Genomic DNA, 14,577 nt, shown 5'->3' with positions numbered 1-14,577 from the left:
AAGCGCCCCCCAAACCCCCCAGCCAAAAACCGGAAGGCCACCTAGTTCCCCTGTAGGAGCCGGCTTGCCGGCGATGGGCCGCATGGCGGCCCCGACCATCGCAGGGCAAGGCTTCGCCTTGCATCGCCGGCAAGCCGGCTCCTACAGGGATTTGCGTTATTTTCGGGACGGGTCGTAGACCCGGGTCACATCCCCGCCCAGCCTGAAACTGTCGAACGGCTGCATGTCGTGCTTGCGTTCCAGGGTGTCGCCGACGCAGTGGTACAGCGCGCACCAGGGCTCGAGCCAGGCGTACTTGCTGTCGATCTTCAGGTCGTGCAGGTCCTGTTTCACGCCGGCGTGGGCGGTGAACTGGCTCGGGTCGCGCGCCCCGGCCAGCACGCCTTCACCCAGGCGTTGCAGGGCGAAGTTGTTTTCCTTGCGCAGGTCCACGCCATTGGCCTGGGCGAAGCTGGCGATCATCGCCAGCGGCGGCAGGGCGTAGTTGTGGTAGGCCAGGGCGCGCTGGCGGCGCTTGAGCTCGTTGGGCAAAAAACCCTGCTCGTCGACCTGGTTGGCGCCGACCTTGTATTCCTTCACCGCCCAGTCGAACAGGTCGCGCCGGTCCGTCGCGACGGCGGTGGCCATCACCGACCAGGCCGCCCAGTAGCTGTGGTTGTTGATCTTCTCCAGGGGCAGGCCGCTCCAGTCACGCACGGTCTGCTGGGCTAGGCGGGCGAACCATTTCTCGATCTGCTCGGCCTCGGCCTGGTGCGCGGCCAGCGGCTGCGAGTTGGAGAACTTCAAGCGCAGCCACGACCCGCTCATGCTGCCCAGCGCCCATTTGCGCATGGACTTGCCGGTGTGGTTGTAGTCGCTGGACATCAGCGCATCGGCGCGCGCCCAGGTACCCAGCCAGGTCAGCGCGCAGTCGAGCTGCGCCGGGCGGCCGTCGCGCATGTACTGGCCGACCATCTTGCTGACGCCCTTCTCGAGGGTGGTGATGTCCTTGGTGGAGGCGCGGAAGGCTTTTTCCGAGGCAACGTTGAGCGTCGCCCGGGCCTTGTCCGAGCCTTCGTACTTGCTGCGAAAGCGCAACGAACCGGTGTAGGGCCGGGGCGCGGCTTCGCAGCGGAAGTCGCCGTCGCTGTGCTTGAGCTTCTCGATGCCCTCGTAGTAACCCTGGGGCGGCACCAGCGCGGCCTGCGCCGCGCCGCCGAACAGGGCGAGGGCGAGCAGGGCGGGTGCGGTCTTGCTGTTGATGATGGTCATGGTCGCCTCACTGGCCAGCGTGCGCGGTGTGCTGCGCATTGCCGGCGAAGTTGTTGCGTTTGCACAGTTTCGCTTCGACTTTCTGGGTGCCGCTTTCCGGCCCCTGGACCTCCAGGGCGAGCAGGTTCTGCCCGGCCCAGTCCTCGTCCTCGCGCATCTGGAAGACGAAGCGGCCGTCGGTGTCGGAGGTCTCGGGCTTCTCGATCTTGATGTCCTCGTGGCGGCCGTTGAGGTACCAGAGGGTGGCCTGCAGCACCTTCACCGAGGTGTCCTCGAAGCGGATGTCGAATTGATGGTTGCGGTTGACCAGGTCCTTGATCACACCGCCCTTGCCGTTGACCATCAGCTCGTTCTTGCCGGGCTTGAGGGTGGCGCTGGCGCTCATCTGCGCGGGGCGGTCGTCGCAGCCGTCGTCGAGCAAGCCCAGGATCTGCCGCCAGATGGTTTCCTGGTCCAGGCGGTAGAGCGGGGAGAACTCCCAGATCAGGATCTTCGGTGGGTTGTTCTGGAATTCCTCGCTGCCCAGGTACTGGATCATCGAGCCTTCCAGGCCGCCGCCGGGGAAGGCGACGTTGAGCACGTCGGCGCCGATGTACTGCTCCAGGAAACCGGAGAAGTTGTAGTTCTTGCCGCTGTGGCTGGTGCCGACCAGGGTGATCTGCGCATTGCCCGAGTCGCCGAACAGGTCGTCGCCGCCGCTGGCTCCGCCCTTGGGCTCGGTGGCGAACTGGTCCATGTACTGCACCGCGTAGCTGGTGCCGCACAGCTGGCCGGCGACGTTGTGCAGGGTGCCGGTCTTGCCCATGCGCCCGGACTTCTTGGTCTCGAACGCTTTACGCGGGATGCCTTCGAAGGCCGGCATCCTGTGCACGGTGTCGGCGACGATCTTCGCCGCACGCTCGGCGCCGTAGGGCGTCCAGTGCTGGTCGCCGCGGAAGTAGAAGTCCTTGCCCTGGTCGGCCGCGGCCAGTTGCTCGTTGGTCAGCGGCGACAGGTCAGGCACGTTGTAGCCCATCCTGGCGAAGCGCTGGAGCATGGCCTGGTAGTTGCCCAGGGCCTTCTGGTAGTCGAAGGCGGCCTTTTCTTCAGGCTTGAGCATATTGCGGTTCACCAGGCCCCGGGTCGGCTGGTACACCACCACCAGCTCGACGCCGCGCTTCTTGAACGCGTCATGCACCTGCTGCAGGCGCTTGTAGCCGCCCGGGGTGGTGTCGAACTCGGTGCGCAGGTCTTCACGGGTACGGAACAGCCAGTCGCCCTGGGCCTGCACCAGGGTGGTGAAGTTCTGCTGGTAACGCGTGGTGTAGCGGTTGGCGTCGTGGGCTTCGGGGCACAGCTGGCAGCAGGGCTCGGCGGTGAAGGTCGGCGGCTTGGCGTCCTCGGCGCGCACGCCCTGGCTGATGGCCAGGAGGGCGGCGGACAGGCCCAGCAGTTTCATCAGGTGTGGAGTCATGGTCTGGGCTTCCTTAGTCGATCATTTCGGTCTGGCGCTCGACCGGGTCGATCAGCACGGCTTTCTGCTGGCGCACCAGCAGGTCGAGGATTTCGTCCTGGCGCTCGCCGAGCACGCCGTTGAAGCTGATGCCGTTGGCCTTGCGCGGCATCAGCATCGACACCTTGTACAGTTCCACCGACAGCGGCGAGTCGATCGACAGCGGGCCGGAGCCGTTGGCCGCCAGCTCGCCACCGACCACGATCAGCGACACCTTGGTGTCGAACGGGTCGAGGGCGATGTCGCGGTCGGTGTCGGAGAGGTCCTTGATGTGCCCGTACACCCCCACCAGGCCGTTGGCCATGGCGACGTTCTCGTACAGGCGGATGTTCACGCTGTTGCGCACGCGGATGCCGTGGCGGCGGTTGTTGATCAGCTTGTTGCCCCAGATCAGGTTGTCGCCGCTCTCGTACAAGGTGATGCCGTCGGTGTGGTTGCGGTAGATCTCGTTGTAGGCGATCAGGTTGTTGACGCTGTTGCGGTCGATCACCACGCCGGAGAGCTTGTTGTCGTAGCTCTTGTTGTTGATGATCCAGCTGTCGTTGACCTCGCGCGAGACGATGATCCCGTGCTTTTTCCTGGTGCCGTACACGGTGTTGCCGGCGATGATCAGGCGGTGCGAGCGGTCGTGGGGGTCGATGCCGTAGACGATGTTGTCGCGGTACACCGAGTCCTTGACCACGAAGTCCTGGGTCTCGTAGCAGTAGAAGCCGTACCACATGTCACTGAACTCGGAGCCGATGATCCAGCCGGTGGGTTCGGCGCGGCCCATCTGCTTGGCCATGTTCGGTGTGTACTGCGAAATGCTCACGCCGTAGGACTTGGACTTCGAGTAACCGAAGCTGGCCATCTTGCTGTTGACGATGTAGGTCTCGGTACCGCCCCAGCTGAGCAGGAACGGGCGGAACGCGTCGGGCTTCTGGAAGGTGGCCGGGCCATTGGCTCGCTCGCGCCAACCGGTCACCTTGGTGTCGGTGACGAACAGCTTGCCGTCGTTGACGATGAACGCGCCGCCTTCCTCGGACAGGCGCAGCTCCTTGACCTTGCCGTCGATCTCCAGCACGCCCTTGTGCCCGACCACGATCGGCAGGCGGGCGAGGTAGACGCCCGGCGCGGTTTCGCGCAGGTACTGGCCGGGCACTTTCTTGCTGAGTTCGACCAGGTCGACATGCCCGTCGTCGATGAAGATCGCCTGGGGAATCCCATGCTGGCGGCGCACCCATTCGGCGCCCTTGTTGTCGCCGCCGACGAACTCTTTGAGGGTGTCTTCCTGGAGCATGCGGCGCACGCTGACCTTGCCCTTGTGGGCGCGGTCGATCTTCTGCTGCACGGCCTGGGCGGTGTAGCCGGACAGGTCGGGCAGCTTGGGTGGGTCCATCAGCAACGGCTCTATCGGCGCGCTGGCGACGGTGTAGGTCTTGGCCTGTTGCAGCCCTTTGGCCATCTCGGGCTCGGCGCCCTGGGCGAGGCCGGCGGCCAGCAGCAGGGCGCTGGCGAGCAGGCTGTGGCGAAGGTTCGGGTGCAGGTTCATGGCTTCCTCTCCCGGCCTCAGTAGCGCCAGATCACGTCGACGAAGGCGCGGTGCATGTACGCGTCGGCCTCTTTGCCGTAGGCGTCGCCTGGCTTGAACACGCCGGCGCGCAGGCGCACCAGGGCCGACGGTTCGTCGATCGACTGGCTCAGCGAGGCGGGCAGTAGGCCCTGCTTGAAGTACTTGGTCACCACCACGTCCATCTCCTGGCCGAGGTCTTTCTCGCCCTGCACCAGCGGGCGGTTGATGCCACCGTCGTCGACCACCGCGTTGATGCCGCTGGAGCCGATGTTCTGCTTGCCGTCGACACGCCAGAACTTGTGGTAGATGAAGCTGGCGTCGTAGTCGTCGCGCAGCTGCCAGGAGGCGAACAGGGTGGCCGCCTGCAGGTTGCCCAGCTCGCCGCGGAAAGCTTCGCCGAAGCGGTGCACGCGCGAGCGGGTGCCGGTGAAGTTGGAGCGGTTGCTCTCCAGGCCCGTCTGCTCGAAGTTGTTCGAGCCATCGCTGCCACCGCCGCCGCTGCCCCGGGCATAGGCCGCGCCAACCTGCCATTGCGGGTCCAGGCGCAGGCGGACGCCCAGGTCGGTGCCCCAGGCGTTGACGTCGCCGCTCTGCTTGCCGGTGGCGACCTGCTCGTTGCCGATGGCCTGGCTGCTCAGGGTATCGCGGTCACCGGTCAGCCAGGTGACGCTGCCCCAGTAGTTGACGGTATGGTCGTTGCGCCAGTTGTAGGCGTCGCTGTTGGCTTCCAGGCCCAGCCAGGTGAGGTCGCCGGTGCGGGTCTTGTCGAGGGCGTCGACGGTTTCGCCGGGGCTCTTCAGGCTGCCGCCGTCGTGGCTGTGGTGGGCGCGCAGGCCGACCCAGTGGCCGGGGGTCCATTGCGTGGCGATGTTGCCGTAGACATGGGTGCGGTCCTTGTCTTCCGGGGCCAGTTCGGTGAGGTCGGTGCGGTATTCGCTGAAGCGCTGGGCCACGCCCAGGTCGGCCTTGAGCAGGGTGGTGTCGAAGGTCCAGTTCAGCGCCTCGATGTTGGTGTCGCGCCACATGCCGTCGTCGCTGCGCAGGCGCTGGCGGCCGAGGCGCAACTGCTCGCCGGGGTAGGGCGTGAAGCCGCTGTAGCCGACCCAGAACTCGCGCATGGCCAGGTAGCTCTTGTCCGGCTTGCGGCTGTCGTCGCCGGTGTCGATGGCGGCGCCGGTGTCGGAGGCGCGCAGGGTGTCGGTCTCGATGATGTCGGTGGCGGCCACCGCCTGGCCCATGGCGTAGGCGCTCCAGTTGCCGCGCTCGCCGTACACCCACGGGCGCAGGTCCAGGCCCAGGCCGTTGACGTCGCCGCCGGAGCGGGTGCCCAGGTCGCGGTCGTCCTCGGACTGGCCGGTGATCTTCACGTCCAGGCCGAAGTTCTTCTGCGCGGTTTCCTGGGCGAGGGTCGGCATCGACCACAGCAGGGCGAAGCCCAGGCCGATGCCGGCTTTCACGAAGGGGTTGAGCGTCATAGCGAATCCTCGGCGTCTACGTCGTCGTTGTCGTCTTGCAGTGCTTCGATGGCCAGGGGGGTGCTGGCCCGCTGGAGCATGCCGGCGCGGGCCTGCTTTTCCTGGGCCAGCAGGTTTTGCGCCTGGCTGCGCTGGGCGGGCGTCAGTTGCTGGTCGAGCTGTTGCAGCAGCGCGCTGGACTGCTCGGACGGGTTGGCCTGGGCCAGCTGGGCGAACACCCAGGCGTTGGCGGGCTCGGTGCGGATGCCGTGGCCTTCACTGAACAGCTGGGCCAGGGCGTAGTCGGCGCTGAGCTGGCCGCCACGGGCGGCGTTGAGCAGGTGGTCGACGGCTTTCTGCGGTTCGACATTGCCCAGGTAGCCTCGGCGGTAGAGCTGGCCGAGGTAGTAGTCGGCGCTGATCTCGCCGGCATCGGCGGCGGCCTGCAGGTGTTGCTCGGCTTTCTGCGCGTCGGCCGGCACGGTCTTGCCTTCGTAGTAGAGGCGGCCCAGCAGCAGCTCGGCGCGGGGCTGCTCGGCCTCGCGGCCCTTGTCGATGTAGGCCATGAGTTGGTCGGTGTCGCCCAGCTCGGGGAAGTCGTAGAGCAGCTGGGCCAGGCTGACCCAGGAGGCCGGATTGGCCGGGGCGATGTGCTCCAGCAGGTCTTTGGCGGTCTTTTCGTCGGTCTGCCCCAGGCTGCGATCGGCCAGCACGCGGGCGACGCTGTCGACCCGGCTGGCCGGCACCGCGCCACGGGCATGGGCGGCCTTGAGCTGCTCCAGCAATGCGGCCTGCTGCTCGGGCTGGGCGCGTTTCTGGTAGACGGTGGCCAGCTCGACGTAGCAGATGTCGGTGGTGGTCAGGGCCGCCTTGCAGATCTTTTCCACGTCATCCAGGTGCTGGTCGTAGGTGCCCTGGGTGCGGTAGAGCAGCACCTGGGCCAGGCCCGCCTCGGGGTTGCCGGCGGCGCGCCACTGGTCGATCTGTTGCTGGGCGTTGATGGTGGGGAAGCTCTGCGGGTATTGCAGGTAGAGCATCGCCAGCGGGATCAGGGTATTGCCCTCGCCTTGTTGCGCCGCGCGCTTGAGCAGGGTCTCGGCTTCTTCGCGTTCGGCCTGGGTGCTGTCGGGCTTGGCCACCAGCAGGCGGCCGAGGCGGGCCTGGGCGCGGGGCGAGGTGGCAGCCGCGGCGCGGTAGGTGGCCTCGGCCTCCTTGAGCTTGGCCGGGTCGCGGGTGGCGACGTTGAGGTCGGCCAGGCCGACTTGCGCGTCGCTGTAGCCGAGGTCGGCCAGGGCCTTGTAGTTACGTTCTGCAGTGGCGGTGTCGCCGCGCTTGAGCGCTTCGTTGGCCAGGCGCTGGTCGGGCAGGCCGGTGCAGCCGGCCAGGGTGATGGCGGCGGCCAGGGCGCACCAGGCCAGCGGGCGGGTGCTGCGCACCTGATCGCGGCTGAAGGCCGCTCCTACGGGGATCGAGTCGATCAGGGCTGGCGCGGACTCTGTAGGAGCGGCCTTCAGCCGCGATCGAGGGCGCAGCCCTCGCAATACAGGCGGCACCGACCCCACGGCAGAATCACGGTTGAAAGGTTTCATCGTCCGTTCCTCTTACAGCCCGCGGGCCACGGCCTTGTCGATCAGCCAGTTGAGCGACGGCCCACGGTCGCTGTTGACCGCGGCCGGGCGGCCGGCGAGCTCGGCCGGCAGGCTTTCATCGGGCTTGATCTGCACGCGGATGTCGGAAGCCAGGTTGTCGGTATCCAGGCTGCTGCTGCCGACAATCCGGCCGGTACGCACTTCATCCTCACCGGCCACCTGGAAGTTGACCCGGGTACCCGGCTTCACCTCGTCGAACTGGCGATAGCTGAAGCGCGCCTCCACGGTCGGGATGGTGGTGCGCGGGATCAGCGCGAACACGGGCTGGCCCTTGCTGGCGTACTGGCCGTCGTCCACCAGCTGGCGCGATACCACGCAGTCGCAGGGGCTGGTGAGGGTGCCGGAGAGCTGCTTGCCGAACAGTTCCTCGACCTTGGCAGGCTCCAGTTGCGAGTCGTCCAGGTGGCCCTTGAGCAGGTCGAGCATGCTGGTGTTGAAGGTCGCCAGCGGCGCGCCCTTGCTCACCGTTGCACCACTTTCCACCAGGCTTTGCAGGCTGCCGTCGCGGGGCATGGTGACGTTGGTGGTGGGCACCGCGACCACGCCGGCCTCGGCGTGGCTGACGAAGTACAGGCCGTACAGCGACTTGGCGACGAAACCGAAGGCCACCAGGCCGACCACGAACACCCCGGCGGTGACGGTGACCGCGCGCAGGCGGCCGAACGCCGACAGGCCCGAGCCCGAGTCCTTCTGCTTGCGCGCCTTGGTGAAGTTGTCGCGTTGCAAGGTACTGAGCACATCACCGACGCTGATCAGCTCGCCCGACAGGTGGCTGGTGATGATGTGGCGCAGGGTGGCAATGTCACGTGGTTCGAGGTTCTGGAATTCGGCGCCGGTGCGGCCGGTCTCGGTGTTGCTGGTGCGCACCAGGATCTCGACATCCATCGACAGCCCAAGGTTGTCGACCACGAATTGCAGGCGGCCACGCAGCACCTCGTTCACTGGCAGGGCTTTCTTGGCGTGGAAGGACAGGCCCCCGGCGGACAGGTCGTCAACCTTCACTTCGTGCGGCTCGCGGTTGCCGTCCAGGTAGCGCAGCTTGGCGGGGATGCGGACCCGGGCGTGCTGGCGCTGCGCTTCGGACTCATGCACGACATTGACGTTCACGGCGGTATTCATGGCGATATTCGTTCCTGTTATCCGATCCGGGGTGGCTCACACGACCATGAACAGCACGGCGACGAAGATGCTCGCGGCCGAGAAGGTCATGGTCCGCGAGGACCAGGTGTTGAACCATTGTTGAAAGCTGGCCAGGTCGCGCTTCAGGGCAGTGGGCTGGCGGGTCCAGGACTGCTTGTCGAGGCGGAAGAACACGTAGATCTTCATCACCGCGCCGACGATCTGGTTGTAATAGAGAATCAGCGGGTAGGCCGGGCCGACGTTGTGGCCCGAGCACAGCAGCATCACGGTGAGGATCAGGCGGGTGATACCGATCCACAGCAGGTACACCAGCAGGAACTGCAGGCCGAACTTGAAGCTGGCGATCACCGCCACGGTCAACCCCAGCAGGCTGGTCCACATCGACACGCGCTGGTCGAGCAGCACGATGCTGGTGAACAGCCCCAGGCGCTTGAGGCCCAGGCCCAAGGCGCGGGAGTTCTGCCGCAGGTTGTTGCCGTACCAGCGGTACATCAGCTTGCGGCTGGCCTTGACGAAGCTCTTCTCCGGCGGGTGCTCGACCGTGTTGATGGCGGCGTCCGGCACGTAGAAGGTGTCGTAGCCCAGGCGCATCAGGCTGAACCAGCTGGACTTGTCGTCGCCGGTGAGGAACTTGAAGCGGCCCAGGCGCCAGTGCATCAGCGAGTCGCTCTCGACGTCGGCGATGAACTCGGGGTTGGTCACTACGCTGGCGCGGAACATCGACATACGCCCGGTCATGGTCAGCACGCGCTTGCTCAGGGCCATCGAGCACATGTTGATGTGGCGCTGGGCGAAGCGCAGCTTGTGCCACTCGCTCATGATGTAGCCGCCGCGCACTTCGCAGAATTCGTTGGTGGTCAGGCCACCGACGTTGGGGTACAGGCGGAACCACGGCACGGTCTTGCGTACCACGCCCTCGGCCAGCACGGTGTCGCCGTCGATCACCGCCACCACGGCGTTCTCGTCCGGCAGCATCCGCGAGATGGCGCGGAAACCATAGGCCAGGCCGTCGCGCTTGCCGGTACCGGCGATGCGCACGATGTCCAGGGTGACGTGGGCGGGCGGGTTGTACTTGGCCCACAGGCTTTTCACCAGCAACTCGTCGGACTTCTCTACCAACGAGCAGACCACGGTGGTGGGGTAGCCGCAGTCGATCGCCTCGCGGATCACCGAGCTGTAGACCTGGGCGGTGGTCAGGGCTTCGATGCGAAAGCTGGTGACCATCAGGTACACGTGCGACGGGTCGGCGGCCTTGCCCAGCTTCTGCACTTTGCGCCGCAGATACGGGTAGACGATGTACAGGAACAGCATGCCGCGGATGAAATGGGTGGCGCCCATGGAGTAGCGCCAGATGCCGACGGCGCCGACCAGGAAGATGAAATGCTTCGATTGCGAGTCGAAGATGTCGCTGGGCAGCGCCAGGGCGATCAGCATCAGCAGGCTCATGTAGAGCAGCCAGCCGGCGCATTGCAGCAGCAGGGTCTGAAGCCTTTGCATGTTCGGCATCCGTCGAGAATTCAGGGGGCGAGGGCGGCGCGCTGGGGAGGGACGCGCCGCCCTGCCGGGTTTACCAGCAGATACCTTCGGTGCGGCTGGTGGCGCAGGTCGGCTTGCTCATGAAGCCGACCAGGTCGATCACCTGCTTGCCTTCCGGCGCCTGCTGGGCCAGGGCGCGGAACTGCTCGTCACGGTTGCCCAGCACGATGATCTCGGCGTTGCTCACCACCTGGTCGAAGTCGGCGTTGAGCAAGGATGAGACGTGGGGAATCTTCGACTCGATGTAGTCCTTGTTGGCGCCGTGGACGCGGGCGTACTGGACGTTCTGGTCGTAGATGTTCAGCTCGTAGCCCTTGCCGATCAGGCGCTCGGCCAGCTCCACCAGCGGGCTTTCGCGCAGGTCGTCGGTACCGGCCTTGAAACTCAGGCCGAGCAGGGCGACCTTGCGCTTGTCGTGGCTTTCGATGATGTCGAAAGCGTTCTGCACCTGGGACTCGTTGCTGCGCATCAGCGAGTCGAGCAGCGGCGCCTTCACGTCGAGGCTGGCGGCGCGGTAAGTGAGGGCGCGCACGTCCTTGGGCAGGCACGAGCCGCCGAAGGCGAAGCCTGGGCGCATGTAGTACTGGGACAGGTTCAGCGCCTTGTCCTGGCAGACCACGTCCATCACCTCGCGACCGTCGACGCCCACCGCCTTGGCGATGTTGCCGATCTCGTTGGCGAAGGTAACCTTGGTGGCGTGCCAGACGTTGCAGGTGTACTTGATCATCTCGGCCACTTCGATCGGCTTGCGAATGATCGGCGCGTCCAGCTCCTGGTACAGGGCCTGCAGGACGTCGCCGCTGGCGCTGTCCAACTCGCCGATGACCGTCATCGGTGGCTGGTCGTAGTCCTTGATCGCGGTGCTTTCGCGCAGGAACTCGGGGTTGACCGCCACACCAAAGTCGACGCCGGCCTTCTTGCCCGAGCAGTCCTCGAGGATGGGGATCACCACGTTCTTGACGGTGCCCGGCAGCACGGTGCTGCGCACGACGATGGTGTGGCGGCGGGTGCTGTCACGCAGCACGAAGCCAATCTCGCGGCAGACCGACTCGATGTACTCCAGGCCCAGGTCGCCGTTCTTCTTGCTTGGCGTACCCACGCAGATCATCGACACGTCGCTGGCGCGGATGGCTTCGGCGAAGTCGGTGGTGCCACGCAGGCGGCCATTGGCGATGCCCTGTTGCAGCAGCGCTTCGAGGCCCGGTTCGACGATGGGTGACTTGCCCTGGTTGATCAGGTCGATCTTGGTGCTGGACACGTCCACACCGATCACGTCATGGCCGCGTGCCGACAGGCAGCCCGCACACACCGCACCCACATAACCCAAACCAAAGATGCTGATACGCATCGTAATCACCTCGTGTGTTTATCACGCCAGCCCTTCGGGGAAGAGCCGATCGGGTTGATTGACCAACAATTACTGGGCGAACGGATTCATGGCGAAATGACACTTCACCGAACGCAGGCATGAATAAATCCGGAGCGCAGAAAGTTGTGCGCTCGAAGTTGGCAGTCAAAGGCCAGTATTTAAGTGACGTGCCCTGAAATGCAGCCGTCTTTATTGCAGTGCGCTATTTGTCGCGCTGCTGTGCTTGTTTTTTCAAGTGGATAAATCCTTTGAAATCAACCACTAGGACGGTCATTAAGGGGTGCGTTCGGCCTTCCTGGCGTTCGCTGTACGGCATGTCCATTGCCACCTCTGAAGTTTTAGAAGTTCGGTGTAATACCGAGCATCTGTCATCTGTAAGTCATCTCTTACGCTTGGCGCTTGAAACTCGTTACGGGTGCTATGAGCGATGAAGCGCAGCAGAAGTTCCGGGGTGAGTTCCGCCGAGATGAAAGATTTCTAAATATTTCTTCAGGGGGAAATACTTTCAAATTGATAGCACGGGACAGTTTTGCCCCCGTATATAAAGGGGGAAGTCGAGGTGGGATGGTCTTAGGCCAGCATGCGAAAATATTTTTCAAAAATCGTCAAAAAACTACGAACGGTCTTATGGCGTTTTGCGATAAGAATAGATGTGCTGGATTTATGGCGCCCAAGTATTGGCGTTTTTACATTGTAGGAGCCAGCTTGCTGGCGAACCAGCCACTACCGCGTCGCAGCTGTTCGCCAGCAAGCTGGCTCCTACAAGGGAGGGGGAGAGGGGAGGGGATTACTCGGCGTGATCGCGCAGGAACACCAGGTGGTCCGGCTTCGACTGTTCGGGGCTGTAGTAGTAGCCCTGCACGTCGAAGCGCTTGAGCTGCTCGGGATCGTTGATCCGCTCCTGGATCACGAAGCGGCTCATCATCCCGCGGGCTTTCTTGGCGTAGAAGCTGATGATCTTGTACTGGCCGTTCTTCAGGTCCTTGAAGTCGACATCGATCACCCGTGCCTTCAGGGCGCTCTTTTTCACTGCGCTGAAATACTCGTTGCTGGCCAGGTTGAGCAGCACGTCGTCGCCCTGGTCGGCCAGGGCCTGGTTCAGCCACTCGCTGATGCGCGTGCCCCAGAACGCATAGAGGTCCTTGCCGCGGGCGTTGGCCAGTTTGGTGCCCATTTCCAGGCGGTAGGGCTGCATCAGGTCGAGCGGGCGCAGCAGGCCATACAGGCCCGACAGCATGCGCAGGTGGTCCTGGGCATAGGTGAAGTCGTCCTCGCCCAGGCTTTCGGCGTCGAGCCCGGTGTACACGTCACCCTTGAAGGCCAGCAGCGCCTGCTTGGCGTTGGCCGGGGTGAAGTCCGGGGTCCAGCTGCCAAAGCGCGCGGCGTTGAGGCCGGCGAGCTTGTCGGACAGGTGCATCAGTTCGCTGATCTGCGCCGGCGACAGGTCGCGCAGTTGCAGGATCAGTGCCTGGGAATCGTCCAGGTACTGGGGCAGGGTGTGGCGTTGGGTGACCGGCGGGGTGTCGTAGTCGAGGGTCTTGGCGGGGGAAATCACCGTCAGCATCGGGTCGGCTCCTGGAATCGTCGGGCGAATTCTACGGGGCTGGTGGCGCAACGCCAAACTATGGCGACGATAGTCACGGAACATCGGCGGGCACCGCGCTATAGTGCGCGCCATGCATTCGTGGAGAACGTTCATCGTGCGTATCGCTTTCGCCCTGTTCGCCGGCCTGTTGAGCCTGGGCGCGCAGGCTGCCCCTGCGGACTTCGTCAGTTTCGATCGTGGCCTGTGGCCGGAGCAGCTGGACAGCCCGGTGCTGTTCGATGTGGCGTCGCGCGCCGAGATCCTGTCCTTCGCCCGGGTGCTGCACGAGAGCGAGATGCTTGATGAGCATGCCCTGGCGACGCGCCTGGGGCTGCGTCAGATCAATCTGCCGACCATCCGTGCCGTGAGGGCGCGCATGTGGCAGCGGCTGTGGCAGGGCTACCAGCAGGCGCAGCAGAGCTGCGAGCAGGATGCGTCATTCTGCTACCCGGTGGAGTCGATGGCCGATCTGCGTATGCAAGCCGTCACATTCGCGGGGGATGTCGGCACGTTCTACACCGGTTGGATCGAGCCCAGTCGCCAGTTCCACACCCGCTACCTGGACGAGCAACTGCGCAAGGCTGCGTTGTCTCCACAGACCTCCAGCGAGGTTGAAAAGCTCTCCAGCCGTGAACGCAATGGCGAAGAGCTTAACGACCGGATGTTCCTCCTGACCTTCGCGGGCGGCCCTGGATCCGAGGGCGGCAGTACCGATGCGATGACGGATTACCTGCGCCGACAGAAGCTCGACGGCATCTTCTTCGTGCTTGGCAACCGCCTGCAGCAACGCCGTGACGCAGGCCCGGTGGCTGAGTTGTACGCGGGGCAGTGCGTGGGGATCCAGGGCTGGGAATACCGATCCCATGCCCAGTGGCAGGGCTGGCAGGACTCGCTGCGGCGCAGCCAGGCGCGGGTTCAGGCCGACCTGCCGGAGCAGTACGTGCCGTTGTTCCGCCCGCCTTATGGGCAGCGGCGCGGCGATGGCGAGGGGTTCATGGCCAGCCAACAGTTGCAGGTTTCGTTGTGGGATATCGATGCGCAGGATGATGGGCCGTTGACCGCCGAGGCGTCGGCGCAGCGGGTGCTGACCTTGATGCTGCTGTGGCGCAAGGGCGTGATCCAGTTCCATGACAACCAGCCCAAGGCGCAGCCGGCGGTGGAGTGGGTGTTGCAGCATACGGCGCAGAGCGGGATCGGGTGGGAGGATTGTCGGGCTTATGGGGGGCGGGAGTAGGGCGGTGACGCGTTGGTGATTTTGACGCCGAGCACCGCTTGCGCGGTGCATCGCGGATGAATCCGCTCCTCCAGACTAGAGAGGCGGATAACCACGGCCTGTAGGAGCGGATTCATCCGCGATGCGCCGCGGGCGGCGCTCGATCTCACGGGCGCTGCAGCTGTTTCGGCAGGACCTTGCGGCCATCACCAGGAAACGAGCCCGAACCACAGCCACTTGATCCCTGAGCGTAGTCCCCTGCGCCCCCCACGCCAAGCCCTGTTCGTCAATCCGAAAAATAAACTTCACCCAAGCGTAAAAAGTCTTTTTTCGGTC

Annotated in this window: 10 protein-coding genes; 1 reads left to right on the top strand and 9 read right to left on the bottom strand. The window is 64.8% G+C overall.

From position 1 onward, the window contains the following. Window positions 1-156: 156 nt before the first annotated feature. The 9 genes from NGM28_RS19440 to yaaA all read right to left on the bottom strand — a co-directional run bounded on the left by NGM28_RS19440 (window position 157) and on the right by yaaA (window position 13,007). Window positions 157-1,251: a mannuronate-specific alginate lyase gene (locus NGM28_RS19440; protein WP_252091142.1), complete on the bottom strand. Its 1,095-nt coding sequence runs from the start codon at window positions 1,249-1,251 to the stop codon at window positions 157-159. Between the two features lie 7 nt (window positions 1,252-1,258). Continuing rightward, the gene (locus NGM28_RS19435) at window positions 1,259-2,704 is read right to left on the bottom strand and encodes an alginate O-acetyltransferase (protein WP_252091141.1); all 1,446 of its coding nucleotides are present in this window, start codon (window positions 2,702-2,704) and stop codon (window positions 1,259-1,261) included. 13 nt (window positions 2,705-2,717) lie between these two features. Further along, a complete protein-coding gene (gene algG / locus NGM28_RS19430; RefSeq protein WP_240065869.1) occupies window positions 2,718-4,274 on the bottom strand; it encodes a mannuronan 5-epimerase AlgG in 1,557 nt (518 codons plus the stop codon). A gap of 17 nt (window positions 4,275-4,291) precedes the next feature. Further along, window positions 4,292-5,770 (bottom strand): alginate export family protein, encoded by a 1,479-nt coding sequence (locus tag NGM28_RS19425; protein ID WP_240065870.1) that lies wholly within the window; start codon window positions 5,768-5,770, stop codon window positions 4,292-4,294. Next, complete coding sequence (algK, locus tag NGM28_RS19420; RefSeq protein ID WP_252091140.1) at window positions 5,767-7,338, bottom strand: alginate biosynthesis TPR repeat lipoprotein AlgK; 1,572 nt, start codon at window positions 7,336-7,338, stop codon at window positions 5,767-5,769. The genes NGM28_RS19425 and algK overlap by 4 nt, the downstream gene beginning before the upstream one ends. A gap of 12 nt (window positions 7,339-7,350) precedes the next feature. Beyond that, on the bottom strand, window positions 7,351-8,517 hold the full coding sequence (locus tag NGM28_RS19415; protein WP_240065872.1) for an alginate biosynthesis protein Alg44: 1,167 nt from the start codon (window positions 8,515-8,517) through the stop codon (window positions 7,351-7,353). 36 nt (window positions 8,518-8,553) lie between these two features. Further along, window positions 8,554-10,035 (bottom strand): glycosyltransferase family 2 protein, encoded by a 1,482-nt coding sequence (locus NGM28_RS19410; RefSeq protein ID WP_162042931.1) that lies wholly within the window; start codon window positions 10,033-10,035, stop codon window positions 8,554-8,556. Between the two features lie 70 nt (window positions 10,036-10,105). Continuing rightward, a complete protein-coding gene (locus NGM28_RS19405; protein ID WP_252091139.1) occupies window positions 10,106-11,422 on the bottom strand; it encodes a nucleotide sugar dehydrogenase in 1,317 nt (438 codons plus the stop codon). An 808-nt stretch (window positions 11,423-12,230) separates the two neighbouring features. After that, window positions 12,231-13,007: a peroxide stress protein YaaA gene (gene yaaA, locus NGM28_RS19400; RefSeq protein ID WP_252091138.1), complete on the bottom strand. Its 777-nt coding sequence runs from the start codon at window positions 13,005-13,007 to the stop codon at window positions 12,231-12,233. 136 nt (window positions 13,008-13,143) lie between these two features. On the opposite strand from yaaA, the gene NGM28_RS19395 reads away from it, so the two are divergent. After that, window positions 13,144-14,262 carry a polysaccharide deacetylase family protein gene (locus tag NGM28_RS19395; RefSeq protein ID WP_252091137.1) on the top strand — a complete coding sequence of 373 codons (1,119 nt, stop codon included), beginning with the start codon at window positions 13,144-13,146 and terminating at the stop codon, window positions 14,260-14,262. Window positions 14,263-14,577 lie beyond the last annotated feature (315 nt).

Source organism: Pseudomonas sp. MWU13-3659 (assembly GCF_023757525.1).
GTDB lineage: Bacteria > Pseudomonadota > Gammaproteobacteria > Pseudomonadales > Pseudomonadaceae > Aquipseudomonas > Aquipseudomonas entomophila_E.
The sequence above is the reverse complement of the archived record's forward strand: the minus strand, read 5'-3'. Positions and strand labels throughout refer to the sequence as shown.